The following is an 18,406-nucleotide window of genomic DNA, read 5'->3' as shown; positions in this document are numbered from 1 at the left end:
GCCTGCGGGCTGGCAACGTCCCGGTGCCCCGGGGCGCCTCCGCCGCGGGCCGGCTCCTGCGCGCCGTGCCCTCTACCAGGGCCCCAGCTCCAGCCGCCACCACCAGCCGCCGTCCCAGCCGCCGCGCAGGCCCAGCGGCAGCGGCAAGGCGTAGAACAGCACCGCGTCCGCGTAGACACCAAGGTCGGCGCCGTAGCCCAGCGCGCCCGCGGCCGGGTCGTAGCGCCCGTGGGCGGCCGGGGCGAAGGTAAGGCGCTCGAGCGCCAGCCAGCCGTCCCCTGTGCGCCAGCGCGGCCGGGTCCAGTAGCGCAGCCGCGCCTCAAGCGCCACCGCGTCGCCCACCACGCCCGGGCCCAGCGGCAGCGGCGTGCCCGCGCCGCCCGCCAGCCGCGCCTCGAGCGCCAGGTTCCCCCCGCCCCACTTCCAGGCCGCGCCCGCGAGGCCCCAGGCGGAACCCGGCCCCCCGTAGACACCGCCGTAGCCGCCGCCGGTGAGGTAGCCCCAGGGGTCGCGGCCTTCGCGGCCCGCCCGCAGGGACCCACCGTAGCTCAGCCGCCATCCCGAAGCCGCACTCCAGACGGGCCCCGCCTCGAGGCGCGCCCACCAGTTCCAGCGGTCCCAGTAACCGCGGCTCGCCAGCCCCGGCATCACCCCGAAGACCACCTCACCGCGGGAAGGCCAGGCCCCGCCGCGGATCGTGAACCCCAGGGGCGCGGTACGCCCGGCCAGATCCACGCCCGCCCCTGCGCCGGCCTCCAGGTAGGCGTAGGCGCCGTAGGGGCTTCCCGCGAGCGCCGGGTCGTAGCCGAGCGCCGCCCGGTAGCCGTAGACCCCCGTGTCGTCGAGACCGTAGAGGCTCAGCTCCAGGCCCAGGTAGGGCGGGTTCGGGGCGGGGGCGAGGCCGGTGGGCAGCCAGCCGTAGGGCTTCAGGCTGGACCAGGGCCGGTAAGGGGCGCGCTCCAGGGGGCGTTCGGGCGGCCGCCAGTCCGCGGGCATCGTGGCGGAACACGGCCCGCCGCCCCCCGGACCCGCGTCCGGAGCCGCGGGGCCCACGGGCTCGTCCAGCGGCGCCAGCGGGTAGATGCCGTAGCCCCGGCCGTCCAGCTCGGCCGCCAGGTAGGCGCCCTGCTGCGCCGCGGCCCCTACGACTCCGCCCAGGGCGGCGCTGAGCCGGGTCACCCGCCCATCGCCCAGCTCGAGCCGATAGAGGTCGAAAACCCCGCCCTCGTCGCCGAGGAAGAGCAACGCCCCCTCGCCGTCCCAGGTGGGTTGGAGGTGCTGGTAGCGGTCCCGCCGGTAGCCCGTCCCCAGCTCCGCGCCCGCTCCCGCGCAGGGGTCGGGCGGGCGCGCGGGCGGTTCGATGTCGAGCCGACCCGCCGCCAGGTAACGCAGCCGGCCGCTCTCGAGCAGGGCCAGGTCCACCCGCCCGCCGTGGGCCACGGCCAGGGCCACCCTTCCGCCGGGGCTCAGCGCCAGGCCGACCGGGTGCTCGCCCTCCGGCGCCCGCCACACCTCCTCCGGCCGCCCGCCGCACCAGCGCTGCAACACCGCGGCTTCGCCGGCGCGGTCGCGCACAAAATAGACGCAGCCGTCGGGGGCGGGGGCGGCCAGCCGGGCGTGCCGCCCCCGGGTGAGGCGGGTCTCCCGCCCGGTCGTCGCGTCGAGAGCGAAGACGTCGCTGGCCACCCCGTCGCCCTCACGGAAGTAGCGGCTGTAGATCAGGGTGTCCGCGTCGGTCCACCAGAGCCGTTGCGGCTGGACCCGGGCCAGCCGCCGCGCCCCGGAGCCGTCGCGTGCGGCCACCCACACGCCGCTTCGCCGCACGAAAGCGAGCCGGCGGCCGTCCGGGCTCAGGACCGGGTCGCGGCCGCGCGCGACGCGGTCGCCGCGCGGCTGCGCCGCCTCGGCGTAGGCCGCGGCGCGGCGGCGTTCACGCTCCACCCAGTCGCGCCACTCGGCCTCGAGCGGGCGGCCGTTCGCCCGCTCCCAGGCCTCGGCGAACGAAGGCGGCGCCACCAGGCCGGTGTTGTACACCCGCAGAGCGTTCAGCACCGCGTCCCAGCCGCGCCGCTCGATCAGGTCGTGCACGAAACGCACCCCGAGCAGGTAGCGGGTCAGCCCCCGGGGCCAGTCGTCATAGGTGTAAAGGCTCATCTCGGCCAGATCGGGAAAACGGCCCTCCTCGAGCAGCGCGTTGATCAGCCCCTGGGTGAAGGCCCAGTCGAGCCGCCCGCCCGGGGTGAAGCGCGACTCCATGAAGGTGGCCAGCCCCTCCACGAACCACGCCGGCGGCATCGGCGCCGAGCGCTCGGTCACCAGCCCCAGCCGCAGCGGCGGCTGGCCGTCCGGCCGTTCGTGGAAGCTGAGCTGGCGGGTGTGGGTCAGCTCGTGCACCAGCAGCAGGTAGGTCACGCTGGGGCTGCGCAGGTCGACGATCGCGCCGGCGGGTACCGGGGCGAGGAGCTCTACCGTACGCCGCGGCAGGGTGGTGGCGTAGGCGTTGAAGAAGTCGGCGGCCTCGTTGATGCGCAGCACCACCGGCCCCTCGCGCGCCCCGAAGAGCGGCTCCAGCACGTCGAGCGCGGCCTCCGCTTCGCGCGCCAGCTGCTCGGCGTAGGCGGCCAGCCCGGGCCCGGGGTAGAGCACCCGCACCCGTTCGCTCGTCACCTGCCCCCACCCGGCTCCCAGCGCGACGGCCAGCATCCAGCCCAGCAACACCAGCCTTTTCATGCATTCAGTTTACCTTTCACGACCTCCACACCGCGGCGGGGATAATGGGAACGTGAACGGACGTTTCGCCCGACGCTTCAACCTGCGCGGACCCCTGGCCTGGGCGGTCTTCCTGGTGGCCGCGCTTCTCGGCCTCGTGCTCACCGTTTGGGTGCTGGTCACCGCCTTCGTCTACATCGCCATCCTGGCGCTGGCGGGCTGGGTCTACTACGCCTGGTTGCGCTTCAGGTACCGCAACCGCCGCCTGCCCCCCGGCTTCTAGGCCGGACGCGCAGCGCGCCAGCCCCACACGAGCCAGGTCACGAGCCCCGCGGCCAGCGGCAGGCCCCACGTCAGCTGCCGCAACCCGAGTAGGAAATCGAGCTGGAAACCCAGCAGGTAGGACCCGGCGAGGAGCAGCAGCGCACCCCCCAGCCGGGTAAAACCGCGCCCCGCCATGCGGAGCCAGCGCAGGGCCCCCACCTTGCCCATCCCCACGACCCAGCCCACCGCCGCCAGAACGCCGGCCATGCCCAAGCCGTAGGCCAGGAGCACGGCGAGCCCCCCAGGACCGCGCGACAGGGCCAGCCCCGCCACCGCCAGAAAGACCGGCAGGGTGCACCCCAGGCTGGCGAGGCCGTAGGCCACACCGAAGAGCAGGAACTCCGCCAGGCTCCCTTCGCGGCCCTCAGGACCCAGGACCGCCAGCGAGGGCGGGCGCCCCAGCAGGCTGCGAAGCCCCAGGGCGATCAGGACGAGCGCCAGCAACAGGTTGACGTAGGGCAGGTAGGCGCCCACCGCAGTGCCAATCAGGGCGATCAGGGCGCCCACCGCAGCGAAGGTGGCGAAGACCCCCAGGCCCATGAGCAGCCCCACGGCCAGCCCCGCACCTCCTCCCCGGCGCCGGTTCGCCAGGAACCGTCCCAGCGCCGCCGGCAGCAACGCGAAGCCGCAGGGGTTCAGCGTCGCCAGCGCTCCCGCAGTAAAAGCGTAGCTCACAAGCTCCATACCGTCCCCCCTCCTAGGCGCAGCACGAGAGCCGGTGCACGTCCTGGTCCAGCGCCTGGGCCACGAGGCGCACCCCCTCGGCCAGGGTCAGGTAGGGGTGGAAGGTCTCGATCAGCTCGCGGTAGCCGAGGCCCAGGCGCACGACCAGTGCCCCCTCGGCGATCACGTCGCCCGCCTCCGGTGCCACGACGTGCAACCCCAGCACCCGACCCCCCGCGTCGACGACGATCTTGAAGCGCCCGCGGGTGTCGAAGGCGGCCAGTGCCCGCGGCAGGTCGGCCAGGTCGAGGGTCGCGGCGCGCACGTCCTCGCCGTGGCGCGCCCGCGCCTCGGCCTCGCCGAGGCCCACGGCGGCAAGCGCCGGATCGGTGAAGGTGACGCGGGGAACGGCGGTGAGGTCGAGGGTGGCGCTCGCTCCAAGGGCGTTTTGCGCCGCCACCCGCCCCGACTGGGCCGCGATGTAGACGAACTGGGGCAGCCCCGCCACGTCGCCCGCGGCCAGGACGCGCGGGTTGGAGGTGCGAAGGGCATCGTTCACGCGAACGAAGCCGGCGGTGTCCAGCTCGACGCCGGCGTCTTCGAGGCCCAGCCCCCGGGTGCGCGCGCGACGACCGGTGGCCACGAGCACCCGCTCGCCCTCGTACACCCCTCCGATCGTGCGAACCTCGCGCCCTTCGATTCGCTCCACCCGGGCACCGGTGACGATTTGCAGGCCTTCCTCTTCCAGGTAGCCCCGCAGCAGGGCGGCGAGTTCCTCGTCCTCGGCCGGCAGGATGCGGTCCTGGGCTTCGAGGACGACGACCCGGCTCCCCAGCCGCCGGAAGGCCTGGGCCAGCTCGAGCCCGACCGGACCGGCCCCGATGACGACGAGGCTCTCGGGCCGTTCGCGGGTGGTGGTGGCGTCCAGATAGGTCCAGACCCGGCCCCTCTCCAGCCCGGGAATGGGGGGAAGAACCGGCTCCGCCCCGGTGGCCACCAGGTAGGCGCGGGCGGCGAGCGGCTCCCCGTCCACCTCCAGGCGGTCGGGCGCGGTGAAGCGGGCGCGCCCCTGTTTGATGGCCACCCCCGCGGCCTCGAGCACCTCGCGGTACTTACGCTCGCGCAGCTCGCCCACCAGCCCGTCGCGGGCGCGGGCCACCTCCGCGAAGTCCACCTTCGCCCCCCGGGCTTCGACGCCGGGAAAACCCGCATGGCGGGCCCGCTGCGCGGCCTCGCCCGCCCTGAGCAACGTCTTCGAGGGAACGCAGCCGACGTTGACGCAGGTTCCCCCGAGGGTTCCGCCCTCCACCACCAGCACCCGCGCCCCGCGGCCGGCGGCTTCGAGCGCCGCGGCCACGCCGGCGGAGCCGCTGCCGATCACCACCAGATCGTAGCTCCCTTTCTCGCCCACCATCGGCTTGGGGACGGCCCCGGGCCGCTCCGGGTCGAGGGGCTCGGCCCCGTAGCCGGCCTCTCGCACCGCCCGCACGAGCGCTTCGAGGGAAGCTTCGCCTTCCACCTCGGCCACGCCTTCGGGGTAGTAGACCGCAACCCGCTCCACGCCCGGCACCCCAGAGAGCGCCCGGTCCACCGTCTGGGCGCAGCCCTCGCAGGTCAAACCGCTCAGTTTCAGCTGGACCATCCTCGCCTCCTGCCCGCAGCCTAGACCCTGGAGCACACTCCAGGGTCAAGCCCTAGGGCAGGGGCTCGAGGTAGACGCAGCTGTCGCGGCCGTCGCAGGCGGGGTCGGGGTGGGCGCGGGCCCAGGCCAGGCGCTCGGAGAGGTCGCGCCGCATCTCGGCGAGAAGCTCCATCTGCCGCTCCAGGTCGGCCAGCTTCCCCTCGAGCAGAGCACGCACGTGGGCGCAGGGGGGCTGCCCCCCTTCCATCACCCCCAGCACGCCGGCGATCTCGGCCAGGGTGAACCCCAGCGCCTTGGCCCGCTGGATGAAGGCCAGGCGCGTGAGCGCGGCCTCGTCGTAAAGACGGTAGCCCCCTTCCGAGCGCGCCGCGGGCGCGAGCAGCCCGCGGCGTTCGTAGAAGCGCAGCGTGTCCGCCGACACCCCCGCAACGCGCGCCAGTTCGCCGATGCGAAGCATGCCTCAGTCTAGGGCGCGGGGGGTGAGGTGGGGTGAATTCCGCCCGGGCGGCCCGGCGCGTACTCCTACGGGCCGTCGTCGGCCTGGGTGCCAACCGGGAGGCATCGCCCGCGGGAAAGGCCGCGGACAGGGCGCTGCATCCGTGCATCGGCGCAGCCCGCTCCTCCTTCCTGAACAGCAACCGGGCTCTTGGGGATTTCGTGCCGGTGGCCACGTATGCGGGCGGCGTAGCGGCGCAAGAGGCGATGGCTGCATCTCCTCTCTGGATTTGCGGTGAATATGCGCTTATTTAGACTTTCTCGCGGTCTCGCTTGACTTGGTATCTTTTTTTTTGCTACGCTGCCACTAAGGAAACCAAGGAGGTGGGACATGCCAAAGGTCTGGGTCATCCTGCTGGTCTGCCTGCTCGGCTCGGCGGTGCTGGCCGATGGCAAAGTACCGCTGGGCGGTGTACCAGGCATAGAGCGCTTTATCGCTCAAGTCCTGGCGTTAGAGGAACGGATTCCCGGCTACAGCGGAACGTACTACGACAAAGAACGCGGCGAGATCGTCGTGCGCATCGTCCCCCGCCTCAACCCCAAACTGGCGCGGATGCTCGGCGACCGGGCAGACGCCCTGCCCCTGGACCGCGAGCTGCGGCTGCCGCGTATGCTGGCGCGCGAATATGAACAGATCGTCCGCGAACTGCGCCTTGGCCCCAGCCGCAAGAACACCCCGATACGCTTCGCGGTGGGCAAGTACACCTGGCCGCAACACTTCAAGTGGCAGGCGATGATCTACAAGTTCTGGAGCGACCCCCACAGCATGGCCGCCTACGGCTACCCGGAGTGGCCCAGGCGCTGCGTTCAGTCCACTTTCGTACGCGATGTAAAGGAAGACAAGAGCTACGTCTTCGTTTTGAAGTCGAACTGCGACGAGAAGTTCTTCCAAAGCTTTTTACGGGCGATCCATGAACAGCTGGGGATTCCCACCGACGCCATCGGGTTCCACTTCCTGACCAGCCCGCTCCGGCTGTTGTAACCCGCACTGTCCGCGGAAGGAGGTTCGAAGATGCCCAAGCCCCATCGTACTCCGGAGCACACCGGGAACGCCGGGGAAAAAGGCGGCGGCGCCACCCGCTGGCCCCTGTTGATGCTGCTGGTGGCGTTCGCGCTCCTTGCAGGCTGCAACCCCACCCCCCAGAAAACGCTCGCCAACAAGCTCCGCCCATTCCAGGCGGGGAGCTGGATCGACGTCGAGCAGCCTTCATTATCGAAAATCGCGCACTGTTCTTACGGGTTCCACGCCCAGCGTTACGGCCAGATCGGCCTCGTCACCGCGGTTCACTGCACGGACACGGTCTTCGGCCAGGACGGTCGCTTCACCGTATCCGACGAACGCGTCTGGCAGTCCTACGACGACGATACGAACGCGGTGGCGCGGGTGGCCCTGAAGCCCACCTTGGTGAACTATTCCAATGACGACACCTGCCGGGCCGCCATCGACGCGCTGGGTTCGCAGGGGTACGGGATCTACTGGTGCCTTGGCGCGGACGCCGCATTTGCGCCCTTCATTAACCAGGGGATCCGCGATGATGAGGATATGTATAAACTCGGTGCGGTCGCTAACCTGCCCCTGAGCGATACCAAAACCCGACTCGGCCCGGTAAAGGAAAAAGATCCGGCCCGTTACACTGGTTATTTATACGCCCCGCTGGCCGACGATCCCATTTACAAGATAGGCTCCACTACGGGCAAGACCGAAAGCACTTTGTATGCCAATGCCATGAAAGGCAACTTCATTGCGCCGTTCCCCGACGGCCACGATATCCTCTACCTCGGCGTATACTTTGCCACCGGTACCCACGCCGCGCCCCTGGTCGACAAAGGCGACAGCGGCGGCGGGGGTGTTTCAGTCCTACTGGGGTCCGGACGGCGACTTTAACCTCGTCGGCCTGACGGCTGCAATGGCGGAGTACCAGGGGCAGACCCTTTTGATTATCGAGCCCCTGGGCGACATTCTGGACGCCCTCGACGTGGCGGTCGAGTACGCCGGTGAGCCCGGAGGTCTTGGCGTTCCTACAGAAAAAAGATGAGGTCCGGTGCAGCAGCAAGAAAGGAGGCAGCCATGCCCGGCAGCAAGAAGGTCAGGTGGTTCCTGGTCGTAACCGCGGCCCTGCTGGCCCTGGTGGCGTGCAACACCCAGCAGCACAGGCACGCGGCCGCGCCGGCCAGCTATCCCTACGAAAAGCTGACCAGCGTGGGGCAACAATTGAACATGGTCCGCCATGTCGTGGGCGACGTCATCGATCAGCTTCAGCACCGCTACTGGGGGTGGGAGCGTTTCCCGCCGTCGCCAACCTCGCCGTACAAGGACTTTTACCGCGATGTGCCCGGGTGGTTCTACCCCGAGCTGGAGCGTGTTTTTGCCCAGGCCGCTCGGATCCAGCCTTTGCTCAGGGACGGGAGCCGGGTGAGCTACACCTGGCATCAGATCGTCAGGCTTTCCGAGGCCACCGAGGTGGCGCCGCACACGGTGGTTGACTTCCGCATTTCGACGGAGCGGCGGGAGGCGGGCCGTGACCATTACGACGTGATCATGCGGGCGGTGGTGGATCTCGACCGCTGGAAGATCCTCTATTGGAAGGCCTGGGCCCGGCCCCTGCGCAAGACGGTGTACGGGGGAGCGGTGGAGAAAGCGATCGGTTGCGCCCGGCTCGACCAGCCCTTCCGCTTCGTCCTCCCGCCCGGCGTGGACTTCGACGACCTGTCGCAAAGCCCCGAGGCCGACCGGATAGTCCAGGTGGCCACCTGCCGCAGTCCGCGCCGCGTGGTCTACTACGATAACCGGGGTGGCATCTACGAGCGGCGCGTCGCCCAGTCGGCGGAAGGTTTCGAGCTGGTCAGGGTGGCCGAGTTCGACCCGGCCGACGCGCGGTAGGGCCTTTGCGCCGTGGCCGCGGCAACACCACCGCCCGCGGGCGGTGGCTTCTTTTGGCGCAGCGCGCAGCACCGCCGCACCGCACCCGGAGCCGCGCGAAGGTCATGGGCTGCGGCGCCTCGCAAGGAGCTCACCTCGATTGGGCAAAAGCAGGGCTGAGCCCCGCACCGTTCCGTGCCGGGCCGCGTTTGCGCTCGATGCGCGCCAGGGTCTGCTCGACCCACGCGAGCGCCTGCGAACCGGGCACCAGGATAGCCGAGTGGTTTTCGCCGGTAACGAAGGTTTCGATGCCCAGGGTTGAGCCGTCGGGGCGGCGGTTGGGTACCGCGTCGTGCAGCGACGGTGTGCGCGTGCGCACCTCCAGATTGTAGGCCGCGCCGGGGTAGGCCACGTCCTTGACGTCAAAAAGGCGCTTTCCGCCCGCTACGGGAACGGCTTCGACGCGGCAGCTGCGCGCAGGATCGGCTTGCCACCGCTTTTTTCTAGCGGCACGTTCGTACGCGGCGAAGTACGCGGCGTTGTCTTCTTCCCACCGGTCGCAGACGCCGTCGAGATCAATCAGATAGTCCACGGTCCATTCCGGGTGGAGGCGCAGCAGGTTGTGGGTCCAGTTGACCCCGTGCGAGTGGCCCACAAGCACCCTTCTCGTATGTGGCCAGTTGCGCTGCACCAGGTCGAAGTCGGCCTCGAGCTGCAAGAAACCGTACTGCGGCTTCCCTCCCGGGCCGCGGGCCGGTGCGGTTTTGAGGTGAGCCCGGTAAGCCAGCGTGTAGACCGAAAACCTGTGGCGCCGAAACGCGTTCGCCAGCGCTTCGACGGTTCCTGCCCCGGTCAGGTACTCGTGGTTGTCGTCGGGTGCGTTGCAGTGTATCCCGCAGCGGCCAGAAACCGCAAAGATCACCACCGCAGGCGGTGCTTCGTCTGCCCACGCGATCCGCGGCTTGTAGCTGTACTCGATTCCCGCCTGCCGGAACGGAACGCCGTAAAAGATTACGAACGCAACCACGAAGACGCCGACAAAGAGCAGCAGGCGTTTCATGTTTTTCCCGCATGCGCCATGGCTTCATTCTAGAACGTCGCGGGCGGGCCTCGGCACGGAGTTAGGGCATGCCCAACGCGGCGATCGGACTTGTGATCCAGTCCAGGGCGCTCGAGCCCGGGTAGGTGATGCCGTTGTGGTCCTCGTCCGCGACGTAGGTCCAGACGTTCCGGTACCCTGCGTCCAGCCGGAGGTTGTCGGTGTAGTCGAAGACCAGGCTGGTGTTCCCCTCCGGCTGCACGTCCGAGGCCAGGAAGCGGGCCGACTGCACCTCGAGGTTGTACCTGGCGCCGGGGTAGGCCACGTCCTTGGCGCTGTAGTAGGAGGTCCACCACCAGTACTTCTCGATGGGCTCGACGTCGCAGCTCTGCGAGAGGTCGACCGGCCAGGGGTTGCCGTAGGCGGCGTAGAAGGCGTCGAAGTCGGCCTGGTTGTCGCCCTCCCAGAGGGCACAGATGCCGTCGAGGTCGATCAGGTAGTCCACGGTCCAGCCGGGGTGGGCCCTGAGCAGGTTGTGGGTCCAGTTGGTCCCGTGGGAGTGGCCCAGCAGCACCCGGCGGCTTGCCGGCCAGTTGCGCCGCACCCAGTCGAAGTCGGCCTCGAGCTGCAGGAAGCCGTACTCGTAGGCGCCGCTGATCGAGGAGTAGTGGTTGTAGAGGTGCGAGCTGTAGGTGAGCACGAGGACGCTGCGCCCCAGGTCGCGGAACGCCTGGGCCACGGCCTCGGCGGTGCCGCGCTCGCTGAGGTAGTCGTAGTTGTCGTCGGGGGCGCCGTCGCAGGGCACTCCGCAGCGACCGGAGACGGCGAAGAGCACCACGTCGGGCACGGCCAGGGCCAGCCCCGCCTGCTGGGCCGCGCGCGGTTCGGGGGCGTAGGCCGGCCTGCCGGCCGCCGGCCCGCTGCAGGCGGAAAGCACGAGAACGACGAGCAACGCAACGAATCCGATAAGCTTTTTCATAGCACCTCCCAAACGGTTTACGTCGTTATATCATCTTTGTTTTTTCCATGCACGCGAGCGTATACTCTTAGCGATGACGCGCACCGGCCTACCCCCCGCCTGAGGGAGCCCTACGGGTCCGCTCCCTCCCCTGCTGCGGGAGGGTTTTTTAGGCTTCACCGGAGGAACGATGAGCAAATACAACCCCCACGCGATCGAACCCAAATGGCAGCGTTTCTGGGAAGAGCGCGGCCTGATGAAGGCCCGCGAGGAAGGGGCGAAGTACTACGTCCTGGAGATGTTCCCCTACCCCTCGGGCGACCTGCACATGGGCCACCTCAAGAACTACACCATGGGCGACGCCCTGGCCCGCTTCAAGAAGCAGCAGGGGTACAGCGTCCTCCACCCCATGGGCTGGGACGCCTTCGGCCTGCCCGCCGAGAACGCCGCCCTCAAGTTCGGCAAGCACCCGGCCGACTGGACCTTCGACAACATCGAGCGGGCCAAGGAATCGCTGAACCTGATGGGGATCCTCTACGACTGGGACCGCGAGGTGACCACCTGCACCCCCGACTACTACCGCTGGAACCAGTGGATCTTCATCAAGATGTACGAGGCGGGGCTGGTCTACCGCGCCGGCGGGCTGGTGAACTGGTGCCCCAAGTGCCAGACGGTGCTGGCCAACGAGCAGGTCGTCGAGGGGCGCTGCTGGCGCCACGAGGACACCCTGGTCGAGAAGAAGAACCTGGAGCAGTGGTACCTGAAGATCACCGCCTACGCCGACCGCCTGCTCGACGACCTGGACAAGCTGGAGCACTGGCCCGAGAAGGTCAAGGCGATGCAGCGGGCCTGGATCGGGCGCAGCGAGGGGGCGACGGTCCGCTTCGCGCTCGAGGGCCGGGACGAGGCGCTCGAGGTCTTCACCACCCGGCCCGACACCCTCTTCGGGGCCACCTTCATGGTCATCGCCCCGGAACACCCGCTGACGCTCGAGCTGGCCACCCCCGAGCGGCGCGCCGAGGTGGAGGCCTACGTGCGCGCGGCGCAGCTGAAGAGCGAGATCGAGCGCCAGACCGAGGACCGCGAGAAGACCGGAGTCTTCACCGGCGCTTACGCGGTCAACCCGGTCAACGGCCGCAAGGTGCCCATCTGGACCGCCGACTACGTGCTCTACGGCTACGGCACCGGCGCTATCATGGCCGTACCCGCCCACGACCAGCGCGACTTCGAGTTCGCGAAAAAGTTCGGGCTGGAGATCGTCCCGGTCATCAAGCCCGCCGGAGAAGACCTGCCCCAGCCGCTGGAGTCCGCCTACGAAGGCCCCGGGGTGATGATCCACTCCGGCGACTTCAGCGGGCTCGCCAGCGAAGAGGGCAAGAAGAAGATCACCGAGTGGCTCGCCTCCAAGGGGCTGGGCGAGGCCACGGTGACCTACCGCCTGCGCGACTGGCTGATCAGCCGCCAGCGTTACTGGGGCACGCCCATCCCCATGATCCACTGCGAGAACTGCGGCGTGGTCCCGGTGCCCGAGGACCAGCTTCCCGTCGAGCTGCCCGAGATCAAGGACGTCGAGCAGATCCGCCCCCAGGGCAAGAGCCCGCTCGAAGCCCACCCCGAGTTCCTGAACACCACCTGCCCGAGGTGCGGCGGACCCGCAAAGCGCGACGCCGACACCATGGACACCTTCTTCGACTCGTCGTGGTACTACCTGCGCTACACCGACGCCCACAACGACAGGCTCCCCTTCGCCCGCGACAAGGCCGACTACTGGATGCCCGTCGACCAGTACATCGGCGGTATCGAGCACGCGGTGCTGCACCTGCTCTACTCGCGCTTCTTCACCAAGTTCTTCCACGACCAGGAGATGGTGGGGGTGGACGAGCCCTTCGAACGCCTCTTCACCCAGGGCATGGTCATGGGCTGGACCGACTACGGCCCCGTCGAGGTCGCGGGCGAGCGGGTGCGGCTCGGCGAGGAGGCGCGCATCCGCCTCGAGCTGGAGACCTCCGAGCTGAGCCTGGACGAGGTCAAGAAGATGGGCGCCGAGCTGCGCGAAGGCGACGACGGCCGCCTCCACTTCTGGAAGCCCGCGGTGATGAGCAAATCGCTGGGCAACGGGGTGATGGTCGGCCCCTTCGTGCGCGAACAGGGGGCCGACATCGCCCGCGTGACCATCCTCTTCGCCGCCCCGCCGGAGAAGGAGATGGTCTGGACCGAGGAGGGCGTGCAGGGCGCCTGGCGGTTTTTGAACCGCGTCTGGCGGCGGGTGGTCGAGGACGAGGAGGCCCTGCGCCAGGCCCCCGAGGCCTTCGACCCCGCCCGGCTGGAGGGCGCCGACAAAACCCTCTACCGCAAGCTCAACCAGACGATCAAGAAGGTGACCGAAGACGTCGAGGGCCTGCGCTTCAACACCGCCATCGCCGCGCTCATGGAGATGCTCAACGCGCTCTACGACTTCCGCAAGGAGCGCGAGGTGAACGCGGTCTACAAGAACGCGGTGCTGGGCTACCTGCAGCTCCTCGCCCCCTTCGCCCCCCACCTCGCCGAGGAGCTGTGGCACCGCTTCAGCGAGAACTCGGTCTTCGACGCCCGCTGGCCGACCTACGACGAGGCCGCCCTGGCCGCCGACACGATCACCCTGGTGGTGCAGGTGAACGGCAAGGTGCGCGCCCGCCTGGAGGTGCCCGCCGACATCGACAAGGACGAGGCGCTCGCCCGGGCCAAGGCGCACGAAAACGTCCGCCGCCACCTCGAGGGCAAGCAGCTCGTCAAGGAGATCTACGTTCCCGGAAAGCTCGTCAACCTCGTGGCCAAGGGCTGAACGGCCCGTCCCCCGCCCCCCGCGGCCGGCCGCGGGGGGCTTTTCACATCCCCCGCAAATGCGGCGGCGAACATCTGTGCTACAATAAAGCGCGCTGCGGGAAAGCTGTGGTGGCCAAATTGGTAAGTCTCATCGCCCAGCCCCCGTGCGTTGCCCGAAAGGGCAGGAGTAAAGGAGCAGTAATGGAAAAAGGTAAAGTGAAGTGGTTCAACGCGGAAAAAGGCTACGGTTTCATTGAGCGCGAAGGTGGCAGCGATGTGTTCGTGCACTTCAGCGCCATCAACTCCTCGGGTTTCCGCACCCTCAACGAAGGCGACGTCGTGGAGTTCGAAGTGGAAGACGGCCCCAAGGGCCCCTCGGCCGCGAACGTGACCGTGGTGGAGTCCGCGGGCTACTAGCCTGAACCCGCAACCGACCAAAGGCGCCTGCGGGCGCCTTTGTTTTTTGGCTTCCGCCGCTTCTGGGGGTAGGGCGGTAGGATGGGAACGAGCCGACCGCGCCCGGCGTTAAGGAAAATCCGGCCGGCGGCCTCGGGGAGGGAGGGCCGCGACGTGCAGGCAGCCGGGCTACCGCAGGGGAAGGCCCCCGCCCGCGGGCGGGGGTTGCGCCGCATCGCGCTGCTGCTGGCGGCGCTGCTGGTCCACCCGATCCTGGCGCAGACCGCAAGCGGCCCCTGGATGGGCTTCTTCCCCTCCCCCGCCCGCATCGAGTGGCCCAGCCTGCTCGCCACCCTGCGCGGCATCGGCCGCCACGCCGACGCCGTGCTGCTGCAGCGCAACGTCCCCTGGGAGGCGTTCGAGCGCGGCCCCGAGGCCGCGTCGCGCCGCTTCGCCGACCTGGACAACCTGGTGCGGTTGAGCCGCGCGCAGGGGCTCGAGCCCATCTTCGTGGTCGACGCCCTCAACGGCCTCGACCGCCGCGCCTTCCAGGGCGTGCCCGCGGCCTGGGGGAAGCCCAGCTTCGCGGATCCGCGCATCCGCCGGGCGTTCCGCAACTTCGCCGTGCGGATCGCGCGCAGCTACCGCCCCCGCTACCTGGGCCTGGGCTCCGAGGTCAACACCTACATGACCGCCCACCCGGAGGACGCGCCCCACCTGGTCTCGCTCTACCTGGAAACCTACGCCGCGGTCAAGCGCGCCTCGCCCGCCACCCGCGTCTTCGCCACCTTCCAGTGGGACGAGCTGCGCGCCGCCCCCAAAGGCCCCGACTGGAGCCTGATCGAGGCCTTCGAGCCCCAACTCGACCTCTGGGTGATCTCCTCCTACCCCTGCCTCTGGCTCGGCGGCCGGCCCCCGGGCGCGGGGTACTACGCGCCGCTCGCCCGGCGTACCACCCGCCCGCTCGCGGTGGCCGAAGGCGGCTGCGCCTCCCGCGGAACGCCGCGCCACCCCGGTTCGGACCAAAATCAGGTCGCCTACCTGAACGCCGTCGCCAACCAGCTGGGCCCGAGGCTCGAGTTCTGGATCTACCTGCTCTACAACGACCTGGACCTGGACGCCTACCGGGAAGCGGTCGGCGGCGGCCGCGACCTGCAGACCCTGGAGCTTTTCACCCGCATGGGCCTCGCCGACGAAAAGGGACGGCCCAAGCCCGCGCTGGAGACCTGGGACCGGATCCGCCGGCGGCTCCGGTCCCCGCCCTAAGGAGGAGGCATGGAACCCTACGCACAGGAATTCCGGAGGTACCGAGGCATGCTCGAGGAAGCGGTGGCCCAGCTCGACGACGAGGCGCTGTTCGCCCGCCTGGGCCCCGGGGAGAACGCGGTGGCCGACCTTTGGAAGCACCTCGCGGGCAACCTGCGCTCCCGCTTCACGAACTTCCTCAGCGAGGACGGCGAGAAGTCCTGGCGCGAGCGCGAGGCCGAGTTCGACGCCTCCGGATCGAGCCGGGACGAGCTGGAGCGCGGCTGGCGCGAGGCGTGGGCGATCCTGGAACGGGAGGCGCTGGCGCTCGGCGAGGGGGACCGCGCCCGGCGGGTCACGATCCGCGGGGTGGCCTTCAGCGTGGAGGAGGCGCTGGCGCGGTCGCTGGCGCACCTGGCCTACCACGTGGGCCAGATCGTGCTGCTGGGGCGGCACCTGAAGGGGCCCGAGTGGCGCTTTCTGACGATCCCGCCGGGGGAGAGCGACCGTTACAACCAGAACCCCGACAAGGAGCGGGGTTGAGCCTTCCGGAAAAGGTGCAGATTCCCCGCCGCGCACCGCCGCCGGGGGGTAGGCTGAGGGGGACGATGAACCGGGGCACCCTCTACGTACGCAACCGCTACAGCCGCCAGATCGAGTACACCGGCCCGCTGACGGCCGCCCTCGACGGCGAAACCCGCCTCCCCGAAGCCGTGCGCCGCTGGGTGCGCGAGGCCCGCCAGCGGTACGAGCACCTCGACGAAGAACGCTTTCTGCGCTACCTGGCCGTCGCTCTGCCCACCTCGATGGAGCTGCTCATGCAGGGTTACCTCGTCAGCGTCGACCCCGACGGTACGGCGCCGCAGCCGGAGGCCTTGAGCCGGGCGGGAGCCGACTAGTGGAACAAGGCGAACGCGCCCGGCTGGAAGCGGAGCTGGCGGCGCACCCCGCCGCGCTCGCCGCCTGGCGGGCGCTGGCCCCCTCGCACCAGGCGGAGTGGCTGCGCTACCTAACCGAGGCCCGGCGCGCCGAGACCCGGACGCGCCGGCGCCGCAAGGTGCGGGAGGCGATGGAAACCCGCGCCGCCGCGGGCCGCGGTCGGGCAGAATGAGGGCATGGACCTGCACCACGTAGGCATCGCCACCCCGGAACCGGAGGCCATGCTCGAGCGCTACCGGGCGCTCGGCTACACGCTCGAAGCCGAGGACGAGCTGCCGCAGCAGGGCGTCCGCGCCTACATGCTGGAAAGCGGCGGCCACCGCCTCGAACTGCTCGTCCCGCTGGACCCCGAAACCCCCGTGGGCCGCTTCCTGGAGCGCCGCGGACCCGGCCTGCACCACCTGGCCTTCGCCACCCCCGACCTGGAGCGCACGCTGGCCGAGCTCGCGGCCGCGGGCGCCCCGCTCATCGACGAAAAACCGCGCCGCGGCTTCGGCGGGCACCGGGTGGCCTTCGTGCACCCGCGCTGGTACGGCGGCGTCCTCGTCGAGTTCGTCGAGGCGGGGGCTTGAACCGGGTCTTTCTGCTGCTCGCCCTCGCCTGGGCGGCGCTGATCTTCGCCGCCTCCAGCCAGCCCGGCAGCAGCGTCGGCCTGCCGCCGCCCTGGGACAAGCTGGCCCACCTGGTCACCTACGCGGTGCTCGCGGGGCTGCTGCGCGCCGGCGGACTGGCCCCCGTCGCGGCGCTCGCCGCGGCCGCGCTCTACGGCCTCAGCGACGAGTGGCACCAGTCGTTCGTGCCGGGCCGCGACGCCAGCCTGGGCGACTGGACCGCCGACGTGGCGGGGGCGGTGCTGGCCTTGTGGCTTTTCCATCGGAAAAAGTAGCCTTCGTTACACCGGGTATATTCCTTGCATTTTTTTACAACTTTTTCCGCGGCGGTTGCTACCATGGGTCATGGACAAAAACCGCACCCTAAACCCTCCCCTTCCGGAATCTTCGCTTGAAGCTTCCGGATCGGCTCCGACCACGGGTGCCTTCCCCGCGACGGCGCCCTACCGCCCCAGCGGCTCCGCCTGGAAGTCAGCGCTCGCCCTGCTCCTCGTGGGCGGCACGCTGACCGCCTGTGGCCGCCTGGGGGCCCGCGCCAAGTACCGTGGCCCCTTCGGGCGCTACGAGGCCACGCACCTGCTGCGCCGCGCTGCCGCCCGCGGCAACGCCGACGAGGCCGACAATCTGGCCGCGATGGGGCTCGAGCGCGCGGTGGACGCCGTGCTCGACACCCCCGACCTGCCCACCGAACAGGAGCCCGCCTACTTCGACGACGCCAACTACGTGCACGAGTGGGTGAACCACTGGCTCACCACCCAGACGCCCCTGGCCGAACGCCTGACCCTCTTCTGGCACGGCCACTTCGCCACCGAAGCCTCCAAGACCGGCGCCTGGAACACCTACCACAAGATCAACAAGCTGCGCGAGCTCAGCCTCTCCTCCTTCCGCGACCTCCTCTACATGATCGCCGAGGACCCGGCGATGCTCATCTACCTCGACAACGACGACAGCACCAAGGAGCACCCCAACGAGAACTGGGCCCGGGAGCTGATGGAGCTGTTCACCCTGGGCGAGGGGCACTACACCGAGAAGGACATCCAGGAGATCGCCCGCGCCTTCACCGGCTGGCGCGTCAGCTACGAGGACGGCCACCACTACTTCCTCTTCTACGGCGAGGTGCACGACTTCGAACCCAAGACCATCCTCGGCCAGCGGGTGCACAACACCTTCAACCCGCTCTTCGAGGGCTACGAGGTCCTCGACATCCTCCTCGCCAAGGACCAGACCTACCGCTTCATCGCCGGCAAGCTCCTCAGGTACTTCTTCCACCCCGAACCCACCCAGGAGATGGTCAACGTCGGCGCCGACGTGCTCAAGGGCGGCACCGTGCGCGACTTCCTCAAGTGGCTCTTCATGCACCCCGACTTCTACGCCGAGGAGACCCGCAACGCGCTGGTCAAGAGCCCGCTCGAGTACGCCGTCGGCCTCCTCTACGCCGCCGGCAAGCGTGAAGTGCCCATGGACAGCGACCTCTCCTACTGGTTGCGGGCGCGCCTCGACCAGGACCCCTACAACCCGCCCGACGTCTCGGGCTGGCCGCTCGCCAACACCGACTGGCTCCCCGACGCCTCGCTGCTGCAGCGCCTCAAGTTCATCGACTTCGCCACCCAGCCCCCCGACAGCGGACCCCCGCCGGGACCCATCGACTACTCGGTCTTCATGGACGGAGCCGTCAACCCGCTCAGCCTGGTTGCGCCCGAGGCGCAGCTGCTCTAGGAGGGAA

Annotated in this window: 19 protein-coding genes; 13 read left to right on the top strand and 6 right to left on the bottom strand. The window is 69.6% G+C overall.

Annotated elements, in window-relative coordinates; genetic code table 11:
* Window positions 1–72: 72 nt before the first annotated feature.
* Window positions 73–2,730 (bottom strand): PD40 domain-containing protein, encoded by a 2,658-nt coding sequence (locus tag HNQ05_RS06370; RefSeq protein ID WP_147147087.1) that lies wholly within the window; start codon window positions 2,728–2,730, stop codon window positions 73–75.
* 52 nt (window positions 2,731–2,782) lie between these two features.
* On the opposite strand from HNQ05_RS06370, the gene HNQ05_RS06365 reads away from it, so the two are divergent.
* Window positions 2,783–2,992 (top strand): hypothetical protein, encoded by a 210-nt coding sequence (locus HNQ05_RS06365; protein WP_147147084.1) that lies wholly within the window; start codon window positions 2,783–2,785, stop codon window positions 2,990–2,992.
* Here HNQ05_RS06365 and HNQ05_RS06360 read toward each other — a convergent pair.
* The 3 genes from HNQ05_RS06360 to HNQ05_RS06350 are packed head-to-tail and all read right to left on the bottom strand — an operon-like array spanning window position 2,989 to window position 5,795.
* Entirely contained in the window at window positions 2,989–3,717 is a 729-nt protein-coding gene (locus HNQ05_RS06360) for a cytochrome c biogenesis CcdA family protein (RefSeq protein ID WP_147147082.1), read from the bottom strand. The genes HNQ05_RS06365 and HNQ05_RS06360 overlap by 4 nt on opposite strands.
* Before the next feature lie 13 nt (window positions 3,718–3,730).
* Window positions 3,731–5,338 carry a mercury(II) reductase gene (merA, locus tag HNQ05_RS06355; protein ID WP_147147080.1) on the bottom strand — a complete coding sequence of 536 codons (1,608 nt, stop codon included), beginning with the start codon at window positions 5,336–5,338 and terminating at the stop codon, window positions 3,731–3,733.
* A 52-nt stretch (window positions 5,339–5,390) separates the two neighbouring features.
* Window positions 5,391–5,795 (bottom strand): heavy metal-responsive transcriptional regulator, encoded by a 405-nt coding sequence (locus tag HNQ05_RS06350; protein ID WP_147147078.1) that lies wholly within the window; start codon window positions 5,793–5,795, stop codon window positions 5,391–5,393.
* A gap of 369 nt (window positions 5,796–6,164) precedes the next feature.
* On the opposite strand from HNQ05_RS06350, the gene HNQ05_RS06345 reads away from it, so the two are divergent.
* From HNQ05_RS06345 to HNQ05_RS06335, 3 genes are all read left to right on the top strand, one after another.
* The gene (locus tag HNQ05_RS06345; RefSeq protein WP_147147076.1) at window positions 6,165–6,815 is read left to right on the top strand and encodes a hypothetical protein; all 651 of its coding nucleotides are present in this window, start codon (window positions 6,165–6,167) and stop codon (window positions 6,813–6,815) included.
* A gap of 30 nt (window positions 6,816–6,845) precedes the next feature.
* Window positions 6,846–7,718 carry a hypothetical protein gene (locus HNQ05_RS06340; RefSeq protein ID WP_147147074.1) on the top strand — a complete coding sequence of 291 codons (873 nt, stop codon included), beginning with the start codon at window positions 6,846–6,848 and terminating at the stop codon, window positions 7,716–7,718.
* 183 nt (window positions 7,719–7,901) lie between these two features.
* A complete protein-coding gene (locus HNQ05_RS06335) occupies window positions 7,902–8,714 on the top strand; it encodes a hypothetical protein (RefSeq protein ID WP_147147070.1) in 813 nt (270 codons plus the stop codon).
* A gap of 130 nt (window positions 8,715–8,844) precedes the next feature.
* On the opposite strand, the gene HNQ05_RS06330 is transcribed toward HNQ05_RS06335, so the two are convergent.
* Complete coding sequence (locus HNQ05_RS06330) at window positions 8,845–9,753, bottom strand: alpha/beta fold hydrolase domain-containing protein (protein WP_147147068.1); 909 nt, start codon at window positions 9,751–9,753, stop codon at window positions 8,845–8,847.
* A 61-nt stretch (window positions 9,754–9,814) separates the two neighbouring features.
* Window positions 9,815–10,711 carry a hypothetical protein gene (locus HNQ05_RS06325; protein WP_147147066.1) on the bottom strand — a complete coding sequence of 299 codons (897 nt, stop codon included), beginning with the start codon at window positions 10,709–10,711 and terminating at the stop codon, window positions 9,815–9,817.
* A 169-nt stretch (window positions 10,712–10,880) separates the two neighbouring features.
* Between HNQ05_RS06325 and leuS the strand changes: the two genes are divergently transcribed.
* From leuS to HNQ05_RS06280, 9 genes are all read left to right on the top strand, one after another.
* On the top strand, window positions 10,881–13,511 hold the full coding sequence (gene leuS, locus HNQ05_RS06320) for a leucine--tRNA ligase (protein ID WP_147147064.1): 2,631 nt from the start codon (window positions 10,881–10,883) through the stop codon (window positions 13,509–13,511).
* Window positions 13,512–13,693: 182 nt separating this feature from the next.
* Window positions 13,694–13,909: a cold-shock protein gene (locus HNQ05_RS06315; protein WP_013457102.1), complete on the top strand. Its 216-nt coding sequence runs from the start codon at window positions 13,694–13,696 to the stop codon at window positions 13,907–13,909.
* Window positions 13,910–14,062: 153 nt separating this feature from the next.
* Complete coding sequence (locus HNQ05_RS06310; protein ID WP_147147052.1) at window positions 14,063–15,154, top strand: hypothetical protein; 1,092 nt, start codon at window positions 14,063–14,065, stop codon at window positions 15,152–15,154.
* 9 nt (window positions 15,155–15,163) lie between these two features.
* A complete protein-coding gene (locus HNQ05_RS06305; protein WP_147147049.1) occupies window positions 15,164–15,676 on the top strand; it encodes a DinB family protein in 513 nt (170 codons plus the stop codon).
* Between the two features lie 65 nt (window positions 15,677–15,741).
* On the top strand, window positions 15,742–16,032 hold the full coding sequence (locus HNQ05_RS06300) for a hypothetical protein (protein WP_183677665.1): 291 nt from the start codon (window positions 15,742–15,744) through the stop codon (window positions 16,030–16,032).
* Complete coding sequence (locus HNQ05_RS06295) at window positions 16,032–16,244, top strand: YdeI/OmpD-associated family protein (RefSeq protein ID WP_183677663.1); 213 nt, start codon at window positions 16,032–16,034, stop codon at window positions 16,242–16,244. Before HNQ05_RS06300 ends, HNQ05_RS06295 begins: the two co-directional genes overlap by 1 nt.
* 4 nt (window positions 16,245–16,248) lie before the next feature.
* On the top strand, window positions 16,249–16,644 hold the full coding sequence (gene mce / locus HNQ05_RS06290; RefSeq protein ID WP_147147045.1) for a methylmalonyl-CoA epimerase: 396 nt from the start codon (window positions 16,249–16,251) through the stop codon (window positions 16,642–16,644).
* Entirely contained in the window at window positions 16,641–16,958 is a 318-nt protein-coding gene (locus HNQ05_RS06285) for a VanZ family protein (protein WP_147147044.1), read from the top strand. The genes mce and HNQ05_RS06285 overlap by 4 nt, the downstream gene beginning before the upstream one ends.
* 217 nt (window positions 16,959–17,175) lie before the next feature.
* Entirely contained in the window at window positions 17,176–18,399 is a 1,224-nt protein-coding gene (locus HNQ05_RS06280; RefSeq protein WP_246104110.1) for a DUF1800 domain-containing protein, read from the top strand.
* The last annotated feature ends 7 nt before the right edge of the window (window positions 18,400–18,406 follow it).

The sequence above is a fragment of the Oceanithermus desulfurans genome (genome assembly GCF_014201675.1).
GTDB classification, from domain to species: Bacteria; Deinococcota; Deinococci; order Deinococcales; family Marinithermaceae; genus Oceanithermus; species Oceanithermus desulfurans.
This window is presented reverse-complemented; position numbering and strand designations above follow the sequence as displayed.

Coding starts and splice junctions, on each gene's coding strand:
- HNQ05_RS06325 (WP_147147066.1), bottom strand. CDS start 10,711: ATGAAAAAGCTTATCGGATTCGTTGCGTTGCTCGTCGTTCTCGTGCTT.
- merA (WP_147147080.1), bottom strand. CDS start 5,338: ATGGTCCAGCTGAAACTGAGCGGTTTGACCTGCGAGGGCTGCGCCCAG.
- HNQ05_RS06305 (WP_147147049.1), top strand. CDS start 15,164: ATGGAACCCTACGCACAGGAATTCCGGAGGTACCGAGGCATGCTCGAG.
- HNQ05_RS06360 (WP_147147082.1), bottom strand. CDS start 3,717: ATGGAGCTTGTGAGCTACGCTTTTACTGCGGGAGCGCTGGCGACGCTG.
- HNQ05_RS06315 (WP_013457102.1), top strand. CDS start 13,694: ATGGAAAAAGGTAAAGTGAAGTGGTTCAACGCGGAAAAAGGCTACGGT.
- HNQ05_RS06345 (WP_147147076.1), top strand. CDS start 6,165: ATGCCAAAGGTCTGGGTCATCCTGCTGGTCTGCCTGCTCGGCTCGGCG.
- leuS (WP_147147064.1), top strand. CDS start 10,881: ATGAGCAAATACAACCCCCACGCGATCGAACCCAAATGGCAGCGTTTC.
- HNQ05_RS06350 (WP_147147078.1), bottom strand. CDS start 5,795: ATGCTTCGCATCGGCGAACTGGCGCGCGTTGCGGGGGTGTCGGCGGAC.
- HNQ05_RS06340 (WP_147147074.1), top strand. CDS start 6,846: ATGCCCAAGCCCCATCGTACTCCGGAGCACACCGGGAACGCCGGGGAA.
- HNQ05_RS06300 (WP_183677665.1), top strand. CDS start 15,742: ATGAACCGGGGCACCCTCTACGTACGCAACCGCTACAGCCGCCAGATC.
- HNQ05_RS06330 (WP_147147068.1), bottom strand. CDS start 9,753: ATGAAACGCCTGCTGCTCTTTGTCGGCGTCTTCGTGGTTGCGTTCGTA.
- HNQ05_RS06335 (WP_147147070.1), top strand. CDS start 7,902: ATGCCCGGCAGCAAGAAGGTCAGGTGGTTCCTGGTCGTAACCGCGGCC.
- mce (WP_147147045.1), top strand. CDS start 16,249: ATGGACCTGCACCACGTAGGCATCGCCACCCCGGAACCGGAGGCCATG.
- HNQ05_RS06370 (WP_147147087.1), bottom strand. CDS start 2,730: ATGAAAAGGCTGGTGTTGCTGGGCTGGATGCTGGCCGTCGCGCTGGGA.